This window comes from Streptomyces abyssalis (assembly GCF_001751365.1).
Classification (GTDB): domain Bacteria; phylum Actinomycetota; class Actinomycetes; order Streptomycetales; family Streptomycetaceae; genus Streptomyces; species Streptomyces abyssalis.
Window position 1 is genome coordinate 879809 of the sequence record NZ_LJGT01000037.1, and the last position, 18192, is coordinate 898000.

Annotated in this window: 13 protein-coding genes; 6 read left to right on the forward strand and 7 right to left on the reverse strand. The window is 72.4% G+C overall.

Annotated elements, in window-relative coordinates; all coding sequences use genetic code 11:
• Nucleotides 1–130 precede the first annotated feature (130 nt).
• Nucleotides 131–964: an endonuclease/exonuclease/phosphatase family protein gene (locus AN215_RS06950; RefSeq protein WP_070009634.1), complete on the forward strand. Its 834-nt coding sequence runs from the start codon at nt 131–133 to the stop codon at nt 962–964.
• A 52-nt stretch (nt 965–1016) separates the two neighbouring features.
• Here AN215_RS06950 and AN215_RS06955 read toward each other — a convergent pair whose 3' ends face one another.
• The 4 genes from AN215_RS06955 to AN215_RS06970 form a co-directional block, all read right to left on the reverse strand.
• Nucleotides 1017–2120: a PP2C family protein-serine/threonine phosphatase gene (locus AN215_RS06955; protein WP_070009633.1), complete on the reverse strand. Its 1104-nt coding sequence runs from the start codon at nt 2118–2120 to the stop codon at nt 1017–1019.
• 187 nt (nt 2121–2307) lie between these two features.
• Nucleotides 2308–2961 (reverse strand): dihydrofolate reductase family protein, encoded by a 654-nt coding sequence (locus tag AN215_RS06960; protein ID WP_070009632.1) that lies wholly within the window; start codon nt 2959–2961, stop codon nt 2308–2310.
• 179 nt (nt 2962–3140) lie between these two features.
• Complete coding sequence (locus tag AN215_RS06965) at nt 3141–5030, reverse strand: propionyl-CoA synthetase (protein ID WP_070009631.1); 1890 nt, start codon at nt 5028–5030, stop codon at nt 3141–3143.
• A gap of 188 nt (nt 5031–5218) precedes the next feature.
• Nucleotides 5219–5848, reverse strand: coding sequence for a TetR/AcrR family transcriptional regulator (locus AN215_RS06970; RefSeq protein WP_070009630.1), 630 nt, complete (start codon nt 5846–5848; stop codon nt 5219–5221).
• Nucleotides 5849–6350: 502 nt separating this feature from the next.
• Here AN215_RS06970 and AN215_RS06975 point away from each other — a divergent pair.
• The gene (locus tag AN215_RS06975; protein WP_070009629.1) at nt 6351–7253 is read left to right on the forward strand and encodes a TIGR03619 family F420-dependent LLM class oxidoreductase; all 903 of its coding nucleotides are present in this window, start codon (nt 6351–6353) and stop codon (nt 7251–7253) included.
• Between the two features lie 136 nt (nt 7254–7389).
• A complete protein-coding gene (locus AN215_RS06980) occupies nt 7390–8217 on the forward strand; it encodes an aldo/keto reductase (RefSeq protein ID WP_070009628.1) in 828 nt (275 codons plus the stop codon).
• An 89-nt stretch (nt 8218–8306) separates the two neighbouring features.
• Here AN215_RS06980 and AN215_RS06985 read toward each other — a convergent pair whose 3' ends face one another.
• Nucleotides 8307–9275, reverse strand: coding sequence for an aldo/keto reductase (locus AN215_RS06985; protein WP_107374305.1), 969 nt, complete (start codon nt 9273–9275; stop codon nt 8307–8309).
• Between the two features lie 199 nt (nt 9276–9474).
• On the opposite strand from AN215_RS06985, the gene AN215_RS06990 reads away from it, so the two are divergent.
• The 3 genes from AN215_RS06990 (at nt 9475) to AN215_RS07000 (ending at nt 14753) form a co-directional block, all read left to right on the forward strand.
• The gene (locus tag AN215_RS06990) at nt 9475–10380 is read left to right on the forward strand and encodes a LysR family transcriptional regulator (protein WP_070009626.1); all 906 of its coding nucleotides are present in this window, start codon (nt 9475–9477) and stop codon (nt 10378–10380) included.
• A gap of 171 nt (nt 10381–10551) precedes the next feature.
• On the forward strand, nt 10552–13974 hold the full coding sequence (locus AN215_RS06995) for an amidohydrolase family protein (RefSeq protein ID WP_079122760.1): 3423 nt from the start codon (nt 10552–10554) through the stop codon (nt 13972–13974).
• Nucleotides 13975–14339: 365 nt separating this feature from the next.
• Entirely contained in the window at nt 14340–14753 is a 414-nt protein-coding gene (locus AN215_RS07000) for an HIT family protein (protein WP_079122761.1), read from the forward strand.
• A gap of 79 nt (nt 14754–14832) precedes the next feature.
• Here AN215_RS07000 and AN215_RS07005 read toward each other — a convergent pair whose 3' ends face one another.
• Nucleotides 14833–16575 carry a bifunctional 3'-5' exonuclease/DNA polymerase gene (locus tag AN215_RS07005; protein ID WP_070009625.1) on the reverse strand — a complete coding sequence of 581 codons (1743 nt, stop codon included), beginning with the start codon at nt 16573–16575 and terminating at the stop codon, nt 14833–14835.
• A gap of 111 nt (nt 16576–16686) precedes the next feature.
• Complete coding sequence (locus AN215_RS07010) at nt 16687–17982, reverse strand: glycoside hydrolase family 18 protein (protein WP_070009624.1); 1296 nt, start codon at nt 17980–17982, stop codon at nt 16687–16689.
• Nucleotides 17983–18192 lie beyond the last annotated feature (210 nt).

Sequence of the window (18192 nt, forward strand, 5' to 3'; positions counted from 1 at the left end):
GGGGCCGGCGGGGCTCCGCCCCTCCGGCCGCACAGCCGTCCGTCCTGACAGCAGCCCGGGGGCAACGCTTCCCGTCATGATGCGGCAGCCGCGCTGAACGGCCGCCGTGCGGCGGTGATACGGATGTCCCATGGATCTGCGCGTCATGACGTTCAACCTCCGCTTCGCCGACTACGACAGCGCCGCACCGCACTCGTGGAGCCGCCGCCGGCCCGCCGTGGCGGCCCTCCTGCGGCAGGAGGCGCCCGACCTCGTCGGCACCCAGGAGGGTCTGCACCGCCAACTGCGCGACGTCCACGAGGACATCCAGCAGCCGGGCAGGTCCTACGACTGGATCGGGACGGGACGGGAGGGCGGCAGCCGCGGTGAGTTCATGGCGCTCTTCTACGACACCGCCCGCCTGGAACCCGTGGAGTACGAGCACTTCTGGATCGCCCACGATCCGTACTCGGTCGGAGCGAAATGGCCCGGTGCGGGCTCGCCGCGGATGGTGACCTGGGCCCGCTTCCGCGAGAGGACGACGGGCCGCGAGTTCTACGCGCTCAACACCCACCTGGACAACGCGAGCGCGGAGGCCCGGCTGGCCGGCGCCCGCCTGCTCGCCCGGCAGATGCACCGCCCCGAGCCGCCCTTTCCGCCGTTCGACGCCGCCCTGCCGCGCATCGTCACCGGCGACTTCAACGCCCCGGCGGTCAGGGAGCCCGGCGGCGTCTACGAGACGCTGCTGACCGAGGGCGGGCTGGCCGACACCTGGACCGCCGCTCCGCCCGGGGCGCGCAGCGAGGAGCACGCGACCTGGCACAACTACGCCGGACCCTCCAGGCCTGGCGCGCGCATCGACTGGATCCTCACCTCACCCGGAATCCGCACGAAAGCCGTCAAGCTCAACACATTCACGCTCGGCGGCGAACATCCCAGTGACCACTTCCCCGTACAGGCCGACCTCGGGTTCGGCGACGACTGAGGGCCCGTGACACCGAGGGCCGCGGGGGACACCCCGGCCCTCGACGCGGCGTTCACGGCAGGCGCTCGATCGCGATCACGGCGGCGTCGTCGTCGAGCGGTCCGCCGACATGGTGTCTGAGGTCCCGCCTCAGCCGCTGCAGCAGAGCATCCGGGCCGGAGACGCTCCATTCGGTGATGCGCTCCGCGAGCGGATAGAAACGCCCCGAGGAGTCACGTGCCTCGGTGATGCCGTCCGTGTAGAGCAGCAGCAGATCTCCGGCCTCCAGCTCGAATCCGTCCACGTGGTAGTCGGCCGTGATCATCCCGCCGAGACCCAGCGGGGGAGCGGGGCGGTCCGGCTCCAGGGTCATGACGCCGCCCTTGCGCAGCAGCAACGGCGGCGGATGTCCGCAGACGACCATGTCGCATCGGCTGTCCTCGTCGGGGATGTCGAGCAGCGACGCGGTGATGAACGTCTCCTGGGACGGCTCCGCGCCGACGGGATCGGCGAGATTCCAGGTGACGCTCTCATCGAGCAGAGCAGCGGTCTCCGCCATGCCCTCACGGTGGCGGACGGCCGCCCGGAACGCCCCGAGGAGAAGGGTGGCGTCGCCGACGGCGGACATGCCTTTGCCCCGCACGTCACCGATGATCAGGCGGGTGCTGGAGCTGGTGCGTGCGGCGGCGTACAGATCTCCGCCGATCCTGGCCTCGGCCTCCGCGGCCACGTAGAGGGAGGCGATCCGCAGGGGCCCGATCCGCTCGGGCAGGGGCCGCAGGGCCAGCTGCTGTGCGGTCTCGGCCACCTGCCTGACCTTCGACAGTTCCCGCGAGCGCCGCTCCCGGACGATGCAGTAGCCCACGAGTGAGGCACCCACGAGGACCAGAGCCGCGATCTGCGCCTGGTGGTTGGCCGAGAAGATTTCGTCCCGGTCGCGCAGGACCCCGATGACCGACTGGGCGACCACGGCCAGTACGGCGATCATCCCGGTCGCCCAGGGCCCGGCGAACGAAGCGGTGATGGCCGGCGCGGCCACCAGCAGCGGACCGAGATGGATGTGGGCCGGCGCGATCACATCGGCCACGGCGACGATCACCAGAAAGGCGACCGGGACCGTGAGCATCCAGTGATTTCCGCGCACGGACCGGCGGAGATCAGCGAACCGCTGCGACATACCTACTGCTTACCCCCGCCGTGCCCTCGGCGCAGAACGGCGCACTGGACGTACGTATGAACGGGACGGCCGGGTGCTCCCACGGGTGTGGGCGGCACCGTCCGGCATGCGCCGCTCGCCCGGGGACGGCGTCCTCAGCCGCGGAGGCGGCTGAGGACACGGTCGCCCGAACCGGGCTCGCCGCGGGTCACCTCCGCACCCGATGGCGGAGCCAGGCGATGCCGTCCCGCAGCGTCTCGTTCGTGACGAGTTCCAGCGCCCTGCCGGTGCCCCGCGCGTTCCCGTACCAGCGCTGCCCGTCCCGGTCGGCGGCGAGGCACGGGTGCACCAGGAGACTGACCTCGTCGAGCAGATCCGCCGCCAGCAGCGCGCCGATGAGGGAGCCGCCGCTGTCCACCCGTACGACCCCGGCCCCCTCTCGCCCGGCGAGCGTCTCCAGCACCGCGCGCAGGTCGACCCGTTCGCTGCCGGTCACCAGCTCACGAACCTGACGCGACGCGGGACGGGGCGGGGTGCATGCCGAGTGCAGGGCGAGGACGTCCGACCAGTGACCCGCGGCCCGCAGCTCTTCCCAGCGGCTGATCCGGCCCCCGCCGTCCACGACGGCGAGCAGCGGCCCGTCAGCGGCTGGACCCGGACCGGGCGGCGCGGAGGCCAGCGTGGCTTCCTGGGCGAGAAGAGTGCCGGAGCCCGCCAGCGTGACGTCCTCCTGCCAGGTGCCCGCGAGTTCGTAGAAGAGCCCGACGTCCGGTTCGAAGCCCGTCGTCACCCCCTCGGGAGTGACGGCCACGTGCGCCACGACATGCGGGCGTGCCGGTGCGGGGGACGGAGTCGTCGTCATGGCAGCGACAGTAGGGCGGGGGTCTGACAACGGGGGGACGGGCGGAAAGACCGGCCCGGCCGGCGGGGAGCGGCCGGGCCGGAGGCAGCCGCTCCGCCCCGGAAGCCTCGCCACCGGAGGCCCCGGCCCCCGGAAGCCCAGCCCCGGGAGGCACGCCCCTGTCCTGCGGCTCTGCCGCTCTACTGCTTCCGCAGGGCCGGCCGCAGTGCCTCCAGCACGTCCGGGTCGTCGATCGTGCTCGGTACGGGTTCGTCCGTGCCGTCGGCGATGCTCCGCATGTTCTTGCGCAGGATCTTCCCCGACCTGGTCTTGGGCAGTGCCGCCACGACCGCGACGTCCTTGAGGGAGGCGACCGCGCCGACCTGGTCCCGTACGAGCTGCACCAGCTCCCCGCGCAGCCGCTCCTCGTAGCCTTCCGCGGCGGCGTCGACCCCGGACTTCAGCACCACGAACCCGCGCGGCACCTGCCCCTTCATCTCGTCGGCCACGCCGATGACGGCGCACTCCGCCACGTCGGGATGACCGGCCAGGGCCTCCTCCATGCCGCCGGTGGACAGCCGGTGACCGGCGACGTTGATGACGTCGTCGGTACGCCCCATCACGAACAGGTAGCCGTCCTCGTCGAGATATCCGCCGTCGCCCGTGAGGTAGTAGCCGTCGAAGGCCGACATGTACGACTCCACGAACCGCTCGTCGTCGTTCCACAGGGTCGGCAGCGCGCCGGGCGGCATCGGGAGCCTCGCGACGATGGCGCCGTTGGTGCCCGGCGGCACCTGCTTGCCGTCGCCGTCGAGGACCTGGACGTTCCAGCCCGGCAGCGGCCTGGTCGGCGACCCGGGCTTGACCCGCAGCAGTTCGATCCCTGCGGGGTTGGCGACGATGGGCCAGCCCGTCTCGGTCTGCCACCAGTGGTCGATGACGGGGATGCCCAGCAACTCCGAGGCCCAGCGGTACGTTTCGGGATCGAGGCGTTCCCCGGCGAGGAAGAGGTACTTCAGCGACGAGAGGTCGTACCGGCGGGCGAGCTCCCCGTCCGGGTCCTCCTTCTTCAGCGCACGGAAGGCCGTGGGGGCGGTGAACATCGACCGCACGCCGTATTCGGACGCCACGCGCCAGAACTGGCCCGCGTCCGGTGTGCCGACCGGCTTGCCCTCGTACAGGACCGTTGTCGCTCCGGCGAGCAGCGGCGCGTAGACGATGTAGGAGTGCCCGACGACCCAGCCGACGTCGGAGGCGGTGAAGAGCGTCTGGCCGGGGCCCACGTCGTATACGTTCGCCATGCTCCAGGCCAGGGCCGTCGCGTAGCCGCCGCTGTCGCGGACGACACCCTTGGGCTTCCCGGTGGTTCCCGAGGTGTAGAGGATGTAGAGCGGGTCCGTGGAGCGTACGTTCACGGGGGCGGCGGGTGAGGCGCCGGCGCACGCCGCAGCCCAGTCCACATCCGTCGCGCCCATCTCCGCCTCGGCCTGCGGACGTTGAAGGATCACCTGGCGCGCGGGCTTGTGCGCGGCGAGCCCGATCGCCTGGTCCAACAGGGGCTTGTACTCGATGACGCGTGAGCCCTCGATCCCGCACGAGGCGGAGACGACGACGGTGGGTTCGGCGTCGTCGATCCGCACGGCGAGCTCCTTCGCGGCGAAGCCGCCGAAGACCACCGAGTGCACCGCGCCGAGCCGCGCGCACGCGAGCATCGCGACGGCGGCCTCGGGCACCATCGGCATGTAGATCACGACCCGGTCGCCCGCCGAGACACCCGAATCCCGCAGCACGCCGGCGAAGACGGCGACCTCGTCGCGGAGCCGTTCGTAGGTGTACGTGGTCTTCACGCCCGTGACAGGGGAGTCGTACACCAGCGCCGCCCGGCTTCCGTGGCCCGCTTCGCAGTGACGGTCCAGCGCGTTGTGGCAGACGTTCAGCTCGCCGTCGGGGAACCAGCGGTAGAAGGGCGGCCGCGCATCGTCCAGAGCCTTCGACGGCGCCCTGTGCCAGTCCAGCGCGGCGGCCGCCTCCAGCCAGAACCGCTCACGGTCCGCGACGCTCGCTCGGAAGATCTCCTCGTAGTCGCCCACCCTGGCCTCCTTCCGGGCGTCCTGCCGTGGGCCGCCCGCTTGTGCGTTGTCGTCCGACGGTGAGCGTGCCCAGCGGGAGCCGGCCCATGGCAACGCCGCGGGGGCCCGCCGCCGACGCCTGCGGCGCCGGAAGCGCCGTCCCGCCGCCCGGCGGGTACGCCGACGATACGGCCACGGTCGGCGCCGGGTCAGCCTCCCGGACGGGAGCCGTCCGCTCGGACGGGGACGCCGGACCCGTGCTGGGCCGGCTCCTCCCGGCCGCCGGCGGCGAGCAGCGCCGCGGCGGCGTCGCGGGCCCGCAGGGCCGGTGCGGGTGTGTCGGTGATGGCGGCGACGGTGATCGCTCCGTCGAAGAGGACTAGGAGCTGAGTGGTCAGGCCCTCCGGGTCGGGGGCCTTGGCGTCGTGGACGAGCCCGGAGAAGAAGCGCCGCAGGGCGGCCTTGTGGCCCTGCACGATGGCTGTGACGGCAGCCGAGTGCGAACCCAGTTCGCCGAAGGCGTTGTTGAACGCGCAGCCGCGGAAGCCGGGCTCGCTGACCACGGTGTGCAGCCATTCGAAGATCCCGAGGATCTTCTCGTCCGGCGAGGAGAGGCTGTCCGCATGCTCCTCCATCGACCCGCGTGCGATCTTGTCCCGGCGGCGCAGGTACGCCTCGACGAGAGCGCCTTTGGAAGGGAAGCACCGGTAGAGACGTTTGAGGGGGACGCCCGAGGCGTCGCGGATACGGTCCATTCCCACGGCCTGGACACCCTGCGCGTAGAACAGCGCGTCAGCGGCATCCAACACACGTGTCTCGACACTGACTTCGGTCTCCATCCCCGTCCCCGTCACACTTGAGAACCACCGTTCTTCAGACTACTCTGCATGGAAGAGAACGGCCGTTCTCGGGTTGCTCGTCCGTGGGTGTCAGAAGTCGCCGCTTCGGCGCGACGATTGCAAGGGGGGTCCACGGACGAGCGGCACCTCGCCTCGAGGAGGCGACTGCGGCCGGACCGGCCGGTGGACTTGGGGGACGGGGGACCACCGGCCGGGCCGGCGAACCGCGTGAGCGGCCGCGAGCGCAGTCCTCCGCATGAGGCAGATCCCGGCCGCGGTGCGGCAGTTGTCCGTCCCCGGCCTGCCGCGGGCACGCGGCTGTGCGTTCGCGCCGGCGCTGCCCGGCGGTATCGCCGCCTCCCGGCTGCTGCCCGAACTGCCCGTCGCGCGCTACGGGCATCGTGCTCGTCCACGGCGTCGCGCCGGTGGCGCCGGCCGGGTCACCGATGTACAGCGAGCGAGACGGCCCCACCGCAGGGCCGCGAGAACAAGGAGACTTCGGGTGCGTTACGGCGTCAACATCCTCAACTTCGGCACGGGCACGGAACCGGCCACGCTGCTGCGCTGGGCGCGGTATGCCGAGGAGCGGGGTTTCCACTTCGCGATGATCTCCGACCACGTCGCGGTCACCGAGGAAGTGGCGCAGCAGTACGAGGCGCCGTTCTACGACCCGTTCACGACGCTTGCCTGGCTCGCGGGACACACCGAGCGGATAGAACTGGGCACCACCGTCACCGTGCTGCCCTTCCGGCACCCGCTGCTGACCGCCCGCGCGGCGGCGAACATCGACAGGTTCAGCGGAGGGCGTCTCATCGTCGGCGTCGGGGTCAGCTGGAGCGAGACCGAATACAGGTCGCTCGGCGTGGAGTTCGGGCGGCGCGGAGCGATCACGGACGAGTATCTGGACGTGGTCACCAGGGCGTGGCGGCACGAGAAGATCTCACACCACGGCGAGTTCGTCACCTTCGACGACGTCTCCACGGGACCGCTGCCCGTACGCGTGCCGCCCGTGTGGGTCGGCGGCGCCGGCAAGGCGGCGCTGCGCCGAACCGTCAGATACGGCGACGCGTGGCATCCCCTGAATCTGCGGATGCGGTTCATCCGCGAGGAGGGGCTCCCCACGCTGCGCCGGATCGCCGAGGACGAGGGCAGGCCCGTACCGCAGTTCGCGCCGCGGCTGCCGCTGAGGCTGACCGGCTCGGCGCTGGAGGAGGAGACGCGCCTGGCGGGCCAGGGAACCCTCGAGCAGATCCGGCGGGACCTGGACGGCCTCGCGGAACTCGGCGCCACGCACGTCCTCTTCGACACCTACCGGGGTGAACCGGCCTCGATGCGGCCGCAGGAGGAGGACGAGCGCCTGCTGGAGACGGTGGCGGAGCACGTGCTCTCCCTGGCCAAGCCGTAGCGGACGCGAACCCACGCCGCGGAGTGCAAGCGGAACTGGTGGTTCCTTAGGGTGGGATCCGTCCGTACGATCCACACCGGCCCACCGTGATCCGCCGCGATCCACAGCGTCACGCCGAGGAACCGAGGAACGCCACGTGAGCACAGTCCCGGAAGTCACCCTCAACAACGGAATCCGCATGCCGCAGCTCGGCTTCGGCGTCTACCAGGTGCCGGAGGACGAGACGCAGCGCGTTGTCGCCTCCGCACTGGAAGCCGGATACCGCAGCATCGACACAGCCGCGCTCTACCGGAACGAGGCCGGGACCGGCCGCGCGCTCGCCGAGTCGGGCATCCCGCGCGATGAGCTCTTCGTGACGACGAAGCTCTGGAACACCGACCAGGGTCACGACGCCGCGCTGCGGGCCTTCGAGGAGTCCCTGGCGAAGCTGGGCCTGGACCATGTCGATCTCTATCTCGTCCACTGGCCGCTGCCCGCACGGGATCTGTACGTGGAGACCTGGCGTGCCCTGGAGAAGGTGTACGCCGAGGGACGGGCCCGCGCGATCGGCGTCTCCAACTTCCACCCCGCGCACCTGCGCCGGCTGACGGAGGAGACGGACGTCGTCCCCGCCGTCAACCAGATCGAGCTCCATCCGCGCCTCCAGCAGCAGGAGTTGCGCGCCTTCGACGCGGGACTGGGCATCGCCACCGAGGCCTGGTCGCCGCTCGGCCGCGGCAACGGCGTCCTGGAGGACCCGGCAGTCACCGCCATCGCGGAAAAGCACGGCAGGACCCCGGCGCAGGTCGTGCTGCGTTGGCACCTCCAGCTGGGGAACATCGTGATCCCCAAGTCGGCGACGGAGTCGCGCATCCGGGAGAACCTCGACGTCTTCGGCTTCGAACTGGACGAGGAGGACATGGCCGCCGTGGAGCCCCTGGAGACGGGTGCACGCGTCGGGCCCGACCCCGACACCTTCAACTGACCTGATTCAGGGCGGTGTTGCGTGCCCGGGGCGCCGTCCACCGGCCGGGCAGGCCCAGGCCGTTGGACGGGCCGGGGCCGTGGCCCGGCTCAGCCGGCTGACGGCCCCTGGGCCAGCAGCTCCTCGATGCGCGTAAGTTCCTCGTCCGCGAACCCCAGCCGCTCGCTCGCGGCGACACTGTCCGCGAGCTGTTCCGGGCTGCTCGCGCCGACGAGAGCCGACGTGACGCTGTCGCGCAGCACCCAGGCCAGCGCCATCTGCGCCAGCGACTGCCCGCGATCCCGGGCCAGTTCGTTCAGTCCGCGCAGCATGCCGACGGTCTCGCCGGTGATCTGGTCGCTGCTGAGGAACGGGCTCGCCCCGGCAGCACGGGAACCCTCGGGCACGCCGTCGAGGTACCGGCTGGAGAGCAGCCCCTGGGCCAGCGGTGAGAAGACGATGCATCCGGCACCCAGTTCCGTCAGCGTCTCCAGCAGACCCGTCTCCGGCCCGCGGTCGAGCATGGAGTAGCGCGGCTGGTGGATGAGGAGAGGCGTGCCCAGCTCCCGCAGGATGCCCGCGGCCTGCCGGGTCTGCTCCGGCGAGTAGTTGGAGACGCCCGCGTAGAGCGCCTTGCCCTGCTGCACCGCGGAGTGCAGCGCGCCCATCGTCTCCTCCAGCGGGGTGTCGGGGTCCGGCCGGTGCGAGTAGAAGATGTCGACGTGGTCGAGGCCCATGCGGCCCAGGCTCTGGTCCAGTGAGGCGAGGAGGCTCTTGCGTGAGCCCCATTCCCCGTACGGACCGGGCCACATGAGGTGTCCCGCCTTGGTCGAGACGACTATCTCGTCCCGGTAGGGACGCAGGTCCTGCCGGACGATCCGGCCGAAGGCCGTCTCCGCGGCGCCGGGCGGCGGGCCGTAGTTGTTCGCCAGGTCGAAGTGCGTGACTCCCAGGTCCAGGGCACGGCGGACGATTGCCTGCTGGCGGTCCAGCGGCCGGTCGGTGCCGAAGTTGTGCCACAGGCCCAGCGATATCGCGGGCAGACGGAGGCCGCTGCGGCCCGTACGGCGGTAGGGCATCGTCTCGTAGCGGCCGGCGTCGGCTTCGTACACGGGGGTGTCTCCTCATCGGGGTTGCGGATGCCGCGGTCGGCAGAACGGCCAAGTCCCGGCCACCGGCTAGAGGCCGGTGGACCACGGACCACTCCACCCTCGCCCGCCGGAGGCGAGGAGTCCAATAGAAGAAAGCGAATGGATTCAGCGACTATGGTTCTCAATCGTGGAACTACGGCACCTTGAGTACTTCGTCACCGTCGCCGAGGAACGGCACTTCACCCGCGCCGCCGAGCGGCTGCTGGTCTCCCAGTCCGGGCTGTCGGCGTCCGTGCGCGCGCTGGAGCGGGAACTGGGCGCCAAGCTGTTCGTACGCACCACCCGCAGCGTCGAACTGACCGGCCCCGGCAGGGCGCTGCTCGCCGAGGCGACCCGGACGCTGGCGAGCGTCCGCGCCGCCAAGGAGGCCGTCGCCGCGGCCCAGGGCCTGCTGCGCGGCACCCTCGCCGTCGGCACCGAGCAGTGCATCGCGGGCGTGGACGTGCCGCGTCTGCTGGCCCGATTCCGTGCGGAGCACCCCCGGGTGGAGGTCAGGCTGCGCCAGGCCGGCTCGGGTCTGCTGGCCGAGGCTGTCGGCACGGGCAGGCTCGACCTCGCCTTCATCGCCCTGTGCGGGCCGCCGCCGCACGGCGTGAGCCTCACGCCGCTCACCGAGGAACCGCTCGTCCTGCTCTGCCATCCCGGGCACGCCCTCGCCGGGGGAGAGGGCGCACGGTGGGCGGAGCTGAAGGGCGAGGCACTGGTGGACTTCCAGCCCGACTGGGGGGTGCGCCAGCTGACCGACCGCGCCTTCGCCGGCGCCGGCGTGGAACGGCAGGTCGCGCTGGAGGTCAACGACGTGCACAGCCTCCTCGAACTGGTGGAGCAGGGGCTCGGAGTCGCCGTCGTCCCCCGGCACTTCGCACGCAAACCGCAGGCCGCCGGGCTGTGTGCCCTGCCGCTGACGGAGGGGCCGCAGCCGCTGTGGGAGGTGTCCGTCGCGCGGCCGGCCGGGGACGCCGCCAGCCCCGCCTCCCGGAAACTCTGTGCGCTGCTGGACCTTCCCGACGGCGGGTCCGAAGCCCCCGCGTGACGTTCCGGGGCAGAGGCAAACCCGGAGACATCTCTCCCAACGCCCTTACACTGGCGCGATGTTGACCAGCACTCCTGTACTGGACACCGTCGGTGCCCTTCCGCACGCGGACACCTGCCTTCACCCCTGCCACCAGCGTTCCCACTCGAGACCGGTGCCCCGGGAGGACCGATGACCCCCACAGACCCCGTCGGCCCCGTCGGCGACCCCGCCGTACCCGAGTCCCGGACCACGCCCGTACCCGAGGCCACCGCTGAACAGGCCGCCGCCGCCCGACCCGTGACCGCCTCCGGGCCGGCTGCCGCCTCCGGGCCGGCCGGCACGGCGGGCACCGCCGCGCGCCCCGGCACCCGCAGCCCGCTGTCCCGCGCCGCGCGGCTCTCCCGCCGCCGCTTCCTCGCCACGACCGCCGCGGGCGCCGCCACCGCGAGCGCAGCGGGAACCGTCGTGGGCACCGCGGGCACCGCAGCCGCCGCGACCCCCGCCGCCGCACCGGCCGGCAGCCCTACCCGCATCACGCTCTCCTTCACCGCGGCCACCAACGGCGCCGCCACCCTCGCCCCGGGCGGTGACCGCCTCGTCGCGGAAGTGCAGAACATCCTGTGGTCCGTGCCCCGCGAGGGCGGACGTGCCGTGCCGCTGACCGCCCCCGAACTCGAGCCCACCCGGCCCGAGTTCTCACCCGACGGCAAGCAACTGGCCGTCTGCGCCTTCCGCGGCGGCGGATTTCACCTGTGGACGCTGCGCCCCGACGGCTCCGGACTCCGGCAGCGCACCGACGGCCCCTGGGACGACCGCGGCCCTGCCTGGTCCCCGGACGGCACCCGCATCGCCTTCTCCTCCGAGCGCGGCGGCGACACGGTCACCGGCAGCCCGTACCGCATCTGGATCCTCGACGTACGCACGGACGAACTCACCCGGCTGACGGGCCTGCCCGGCCAGGACGGACCGCATCAGGACGGCCCCTGGGAGGACTTCGACCCGGCCTGGTCCCCGGACGGCAAACGCGTGCTGTTCGTGCGCGGCACCCCCGCGGAGGGTGAGAACGGGCCGGTGCTGCGCAGCCGCACGGTAGCGTCCGTACGCGCCGACGGCGGGGGAGCGGTGCGCACGGAGTACACCGAGAAGTCCGAGGCCGACGTGATGACGCCGGCCGTCTCGCCCACGGGCGGGCTCGCGCTGCTGCGGACCACGCCCTCGCCCGAGGCCTCCTGCACTCTGCTCGTCGACGGCGAAGTGCTCGCGGTCGACGGCGAGGTGCTGCCCGTGCCGCCCCGCTGGGTCTCCGCCGGGGAGCTGCTGCTCACCGTCGACGGGCAGTTCAGCCTCGTACGGACCGCCGCTCCCGGGGACTCCGAACGCATCCCCTTCGCCGCCTCGTTGCCCGTCGAGCGCCCTCGGTACCGCGTCAAGGACTACGGCTTCGCGGCGCAGGCCGGCGGCAGCGCAGCCGTACGTGCCCTGCACCTCCCGGCCCTCTCGCCCGACGGCTCCCAGGTCGCCTTCGCCGCACTCAACTCCATCTGGGTCGCCCGGACTTCGGGCCACTCACGCCCCCGCAAGGTGGTCGAGGGCGCGACCACCCGCTATCCGCTCGCGCCCACGTGGACGCCCGGGGGAGAGGGTCTCGTCTACGCCGACGACCGCGACGGACTCCTCGCCGTACGCCGCCGGGATCTGCGCACCGGGGAGGAGGAGGTCCTCTCAGCCGGCGGCCGCGTCTTCCCCGTCCTCTCCCCGGACGGCTCCCGCCTCGCCTGTCTCGACATGACGGGCAACCTCCTCGTGCGCGATCTACGCGGGGAGAAAGAACGGGTACTGGCCGAGCCTCTCGGCGCCGCCGGACTGCCGGGCAGACCGAGCTGGTCGCCCGACGGCCGCCACCTCGCGATCTGTGACCGCAACCGCCTCAACCAGCGCTTCCGCGAGGGCTACAACCTCATCCGCATCATCGACGCGCGCAGCGGCGAAGACCGGCTGTACCCTCTCGCCCCGCACGCCTCGCTGTCCGACCGCTACGACAGCGGCCCCGTCTGGTCACCGGACGGCGCGCATCTCGCCGTCGTCAGCGAGTCCGCGCTGTGGCTGCTGCCCGTACGTCCCGACGGCACGCCCCGCGGCGAGCCGCGCCGCATCACGGACGAGAGCGCCGACCACCCCTCCTGGTCCGCCGATTCGCGCACGCTGCTGTATCTGTCGGCGGGAAGGCTGCGCCTCCTCGACGTCCGCAGCGGCGACGTCCGTACGGTTCCGGTCCGGCTGCGGCACCGGCCGCCGAAGGCCCGCGACACCGTCGTACGGGCAGGGCAGCTCTGGGACGGCACGGGCGGAGAGGTCCGTGAGGACGTCGACATCGTGGTGCGCGGCGGACGCATCCGGGCCGTACTCCCGCACGCAGCGGGACGTGCCGCGGCCCGGCACGTCGACGCATCCGGGCTGACGGTCCTGCCCGGCCTGTGGGACTCGCACACCCACCCCTGGCAGAGCACCTACGGCGGCCGTCAGACCGCAACGCAGCTCGCATACGGCATCACCACCGCCGTGTCCCTCGGCGGTTTCGCCTACGAGCAGGCCCGCATCCGTGAAGCCGTCGCGGGCGGCACCCTCGCGGGGCCGCGGCTGCTGGCCACCGGTGAACTGCTCGACGGGGCGCGCGTCGCCTACAGCATGGGCCGCCCGCACCGCACCCGTGCCGGGCTGCGCCGTTCACTGGAGCGCGCGGAAGGGCTCGACTGGGACTTCGTCAAGACGTACGTGCGGGCCCCCGGCTGGATCATGGCCGAGGCGGCACAGTTCGCACACGAGCGGCTCGGCGTGCGCGCCGGCAGTCACCTGTGCACACCCGGCATACAGCTCGGCGGCGACCTGACGACCCATCTGCAGGCCACACAGCGCCTGGAGTTCGGGCACGCGACGACGGCCACCGGGCGCGCACACCAGGACGTCGAGGAGATTTACACCGCGCAGGGCGCCCGTTTCCACCTCGTCGCCACCCCGTTCGCCGCCGTGCCGCTGCTGGGCGCCGATCCGTCACTCGCCGACGATCCGAGGGTGACGCGGCTGATGCCGCCGTGGGACACAGGAGCCGTCGAAGAGCTCGCCGGCACACCGCCCACACGTGCCCAACTGGACACGCTGGCACGGGAGACAGCGATCTACCGGCGGGTGCTCGACGGCGGCGGGCTCATCGCGCTCGGCACCGACCAGCCCCTCGTACCCGTCGGCCTCCACCTGCACCTCGCGCTGCGCGCACTGCACCGGGGCGGCCTGTCCCCTGCGGAGACGCTGCGCACCGCGACCGTCATGCCCGCCCGGGTGTTCGGCGCGGAGGACGACCTCGGGACGGTCGAGGCGGGCAAGCTCGCGGACCTCACCCTCGTCGACGGCGATCCCTTCAAGGACTTCGACGACCTCGTACGCACGGTGTCGGTCCTGCGCGGCGGCGAACTCTTCGAAGCCTCCGAGCTGATTGCCTCCTTCCCCGAACGCGGAGGGGAGAAGGACACCGCGACGGCGGCCGGCGGCATCGCCGCCGACTGGCGCCGCGTGAGCCGGCAGTTGCGCCGTGAGGGCTGCTGCGACATGGGCACCTGACGGGTCCCGCGCACCATGGCGGGGCTGCGGCCTTCTGTCCCGTGATCCTCGGACACCCGGCGGCTGCCGGCGGCCCGCGTGGGCCGGGCCCCTGCACCCGCCGCAGCCGCCGGGTGCAGGGGCCCGCCCACCTCACCGTCTCCGGATCCCTCCGCCGCAGGCAGGGTGTGGGCCCTCTCGCCGAGGTCGCTGGTGATCGGTCCGGCGACGCAGGGCCGTACGCCGAGCGCGGGCCACGACCCGGCGAAGCCGGAGTGCCTGGAGCCACCCGGGACCGGGTTCCGCCGAAGCCTCGTCCTGCGGTCGTGGCCTTGTCCTGCGGGCTCCTGCCCGCGGGCGCGGGACGGAGGCTGTTGACTGGGGGAGTGGAGTGCATCTTCTGCGACATCGTGGCGGGCCGCCGCGAGAGCCACCGCGTCCTCGACGCCGAGGACGCGGTGGCCTTCCTCGACGCCCGGCCGCTCTTCCCCGGCCACACCCTCGTCGTCCCCCGCGCTCATCACGAGACGCTCACGGACCTGCCCGTCCCGGACGTGGGTCCGTTCTTCACCCAGGTACGGCGCGTCACGGCCGCCGTGGAGACGGGCATGGAGGCAGCCGGTTCGTTCGTCGCCGCGAACAACCGCGTCAGCCAGTCCGTGCCGCACTTCCACGTGCACGTCGTCCCCCGCAACAGAAAGGACGGACTGCGAGGCTTCTTCTGGCCGCGCAGCCGCTACGGCAGCGAGGAAGAGGCCGCGGCCGTCGCGGCCACGCTGCGCTCCGCTCTGGCGCCGTGACCGACCGGCCCGGCCGGGAGAGTGCGACTCGCGGGCGGACCGGCCCGCGGGGTGGGTCTCTGCCGGCAGCGGCCACCGGTCACTTGGCGTCGGCATAGCACTCGACGACGGCCGTGCTGAAGGCGAACCGCACCGGCGTGTCACCGAACGCGGCGCGTCCCGCCCGCTCTCCCGCGTCCCTGACCGCCTCCGCGACCCGTTCCGCGTCCCGCGCAGGGCAGTGCACGATCACCTCGTCGTGCTGGAAGAAGACCAGCTCCGCCGCCGATCCCGCCAGCTCCTGACGCAACGCGGCCAGCATCAGCACCGCCCAGTCGGCAGCGCTGCCCTGCACCACGAAGTTCCGCGTGAAGCGGCCGCGTGCCCGTGCAGCACCACCACCGGCGCCGGCGCCGTCGGGCGCCACGGGCGGTGTCTCCCCGCCGCCGTCCCAGGCTGCCTCCGCCTCCGGCCCCGTGCCCCCGTCCTCCTCACCGGCCGGGGACCCGGCCGGCGGACAGGTACGGCCCAGATGCGTGCGCACCAGCCGCCCCTCCTCGCCCGCTCTCGCCGCCTCGTCCACATAGGCGACCGCTCGGGGGAAGCGCCGGCGCAGCGCGGCGAGGTTCCGCAGCCCGTCCCCGCTGGTCTGCCCGTACACCGCGCCCAGCAGCGCGAGCTTGGCCTGCGCGCGGTCCCCGCCGAAGGCCGTGTGGGACAGAGCCGTGTACAGATCCTCACCGCTGCCCGCGACGGCCATCAGCCCCGGGTCGCGCGAGACCGCGGCCAGCACCCGCGGTTCCATCTGCCCGGCGTCGGCCACGACCAGCCGCCAGCCCGGATCGGCCACGACCGCCCGCCGCACCACCTTCGGGATCTGCAGCGCACCGCCGCCGTTGGTGGTCCAGCGGCCGGACGCGGCACCGCCCGGGACGTACTCCGCGCGGAAGCGGCCGTCCCGGACCCAGGAGCGCAGCCACGACCAGCCGTGCGCCGTCCACAGCCGGTAGAGCTTCTTGTACTGCAGCAGCGGCCCGACCGCCGGATGGTCGACGCCGCGCAGCTCCCACGCCCTCGTCGAGGACAGCACGACGCCCGCCCTCGCGAACGCCCGCAGCACGTCCGCCGGCAGATCGGGACGGACCCGCACCCCCGGCCCGAACGCCGCAGATATCTCCTCCTCCAGCTCGGCGAGCCGCCTCGGCAGCCCGCCGCCCCCGTACCGCTCGCCGAGCAGTTCGTCCAGCAGCTCACGGTGGACGTCCGCCCGCCAGGGCACGCCCGTACGCCCCATCTCCACCGCGACGAGCGTCCCCGCCGACTCACCGGCCAGCAACAGCCGCATCCGCTCCGGGTGTTCGGCCGCCTGCGTACGTTCGAGCTGCGCGGCGTACACCTCCAGCAGCGCCGTCATCGGGCCCACACCCTCGGGCAGCGGGGCGGGACCAGCGTCGAACAGCGACGGCGCCTCCTTCGCTCCCCGCGTGGCGGCGGGAGGGTCCTGCGGCACCGGCAGACCGTGCAGGCGCGCCCACGCAGCAGCCAGGGACCTCGGGGCGCCGGCCCGCCCCTCGTGCCCCAGCAGCAGCGCCTCGGCCGCCTCGACGTCGTAGCACCGCTCCACATGCACGCCCGCCTCGGACAGCCGGGGGTGCACGGCAGCGCTCGACCGCCACACCCACCGGCCCACCCCCGGACGGGCGCGCACCGCGGCCACGGCCGACTCCTCGGTGCGCACGGGACCGGCGGGCATCCCGCGCCCGTCCAGCGGGCAGACCCGGGCACGCCCGTCCTCGCACTCGGCCAGCGCCCACCGCACGGCCGTGCCCAGGTCATCCGTCATGCGCGTGAGTCTCGCACCGGCCACTGACAACGCCCCGCGCCCCGTGAAGCCACGGGGCGCGGGACGGTGACGGCCGCGGACCAGGGATGCGGGCCAGGGCGCGGACGCCTTCTAGCGGATGGCCTTGATCAGCTCGCCGTCGGGAGTGTCACCGCTCAGCTCCCAGACGAAGGAACCGCCGAGCCCCTTCTGCGTCGCCCAGTCGCTCTTGCTGCCGATGGTCCCCGGGGTGTCGTAGCTCCACCACTGGCTGCCGCAGTGCGCGTAGGCGGTGCCCGCGACGGTGCCGGTGGAGGGGCAGCGGCTCTTGAGCACCTCGTAGTCCTCGATGCCCTGTTCGTACGTTCCGGGCGCCGGGCCCGTCGCGGTGCCGCCCGGTTCCGCCTGGCTCACGCCGTTCCAGCCGCGCCCGTAGAAGCCGAGCCCGAGCAGCAGCTTGCTCGCCGGCACCCCCATGCCGGTCAGCTTCTCCACGGTGGCCGCGGTGTTGAAGCCGTCCTTGGGGATGCCGTCGTACGAGGTGAGCGGCGAGTGCGGAGCGGTGGGCCCCTGGGCGTCCCAGGCGCCGAAGTAGTCGTAGGTCATGGGCAGATACCAGTCGACGTACTGCGCGGCGCCCTTGTAGTCCGCCGCCTCCAGCTTGCCGCCGTCGGAAGCGTCGGCGGTGATGGCAGCCGTCACCAGCTTCTCGCCGCCGAACTTCGCGCGCATCGCCTTCATCACCTCGGTGAAGGCCTGCGGGCCGCTCTCGTCACACGTCAGGCCGCAGGCGTTGGGGTACTCCCAGTCGATGTCGATGCCGTCGAAGAGACCGGCCCACCGCTCGTCGTTGAGGAGCGAGTGACACGACTCGGCGAACGCCGCCGGGTTCTTGGCCGCTTCCGCGAAGCCGCCCGACCACGTCCAGCCGCCGAAGGACCACAGCACCTTCAACTGCGGGTGCTTCTGCTTGAGTTTGAGCAGCTGGTTGAAGTTGCCCCGCAGCGGCTGGTCCCAGGTGTCGGCCTTTCCGTCGACGCTCTGGTCGGCCGTGTACGACTTCTCGTAGTCGGCGAACGCGTCGCCCACGGTGCACTTGCCGCCCTGCACATTGCCGAACGCGTAGTTGATGTGGGTGAGTTCGGCGGCGGAACCGGAAGTGTCGATGTTCTTGACGTGGTAATTGCGCTGGTAGACGTCCCAGTTGGCGAAGTAGCCCACCAGTTTGCCGTCGGCTGCCGACTGCCGGTCGGCTCCGGCGGACTGCGCGGCGGGGGCCGGGGCCGCGCTCGCCCCGGCGCCCGGGAGCGTGGCGGCGAGAACGGCCGCGACTGCCGCGGCGACGAGTACGAGGAGCCGGCGCCGGGTGCGGCGCCTGGGAGGAGCGGACGAGGAGGATCTGCGACGTCGTGCGAACGGTCCGGTCATGGCTCTCCTCAAGGGAGTCGGGGGGTGGGAGTGAGATGTGGGGAGACGATCCGCTCATCCCTGTCTGCGTGTTGGGGGGGGGTGATCCGCCACAAGTGGGGGGAGATTCCAGCCGGAATCTAGAAGGACTAGACCATTGAGTCAATGGTTTGAACCAATTCGAATCCGCCCCGCCGTCCGCACACCGCCCGCACCCCCGGCCCGCCGGTG

What these genes read in the sequence shown, in the direction of transcription:
- AN215_RS06950 (WP_070009634.1), top strand. Translation starts at nt 131, where the DNA reads ATGGATCTGCGCGTCATGACGTTCAACCTCCGCTTCGCCGACTACGAC.
- AN215_RS06985 (WP_107374305.1), bottom strand. Translation starts at nt 9,275, where the DNA reads ATGCCCTACCGCCGTACGGGCCGCAGCGGCCTCCGTCTGCCCGCGATA.
- AN215_RS06955 (WP_070009633.1), bottom strand. Translation starts at nt 2,120, where the DNA reads ATGTCGCAGCGGTTCGCTGATCTCCGCCGGTCCGTGCGCGGAAATCAC.
- AN215_RS07005 (WP_070009625.1), bottom strand. Translation starts at nt 16,575, where the DNA reads ATGACGGATGACCTGGGCACGGCCGTGCGGTGGGCGCTGGCCGAGTGC.
- AN215_RS07010 (WP_070009624.1), bottom strand. Translation starts at nt 17,982, where the DNA reads ATGACCGGACCGTTCGCACGACGTCGCAGATCCTCCTCGTCCGCTCCT.
- AN215_RS06970 (WP_070009630.1), bottom strand. Translation starts at nt 5,848, where the DNA reads ATGGAGACCGAAGTCAGTGTCGAGACACGTGTGTTGGATGCCGCTGAC.
- AN215_RS06960 (WP_070009632.1), bottom strand. Translation starts at nt 2,961, where the DNA reads ATGACGACGACTCCGTCCCCCGCACCGGCACGCCCGCATGTCGTGGCG.
- AN215_RS06995 (WP_079122760.1), top strand. Translation starts at nt 10,552, where the DNA reads ATGACCCCCACAGACCCCGTCGGCCCCGTCGGCGACCCCGCCGTACCC.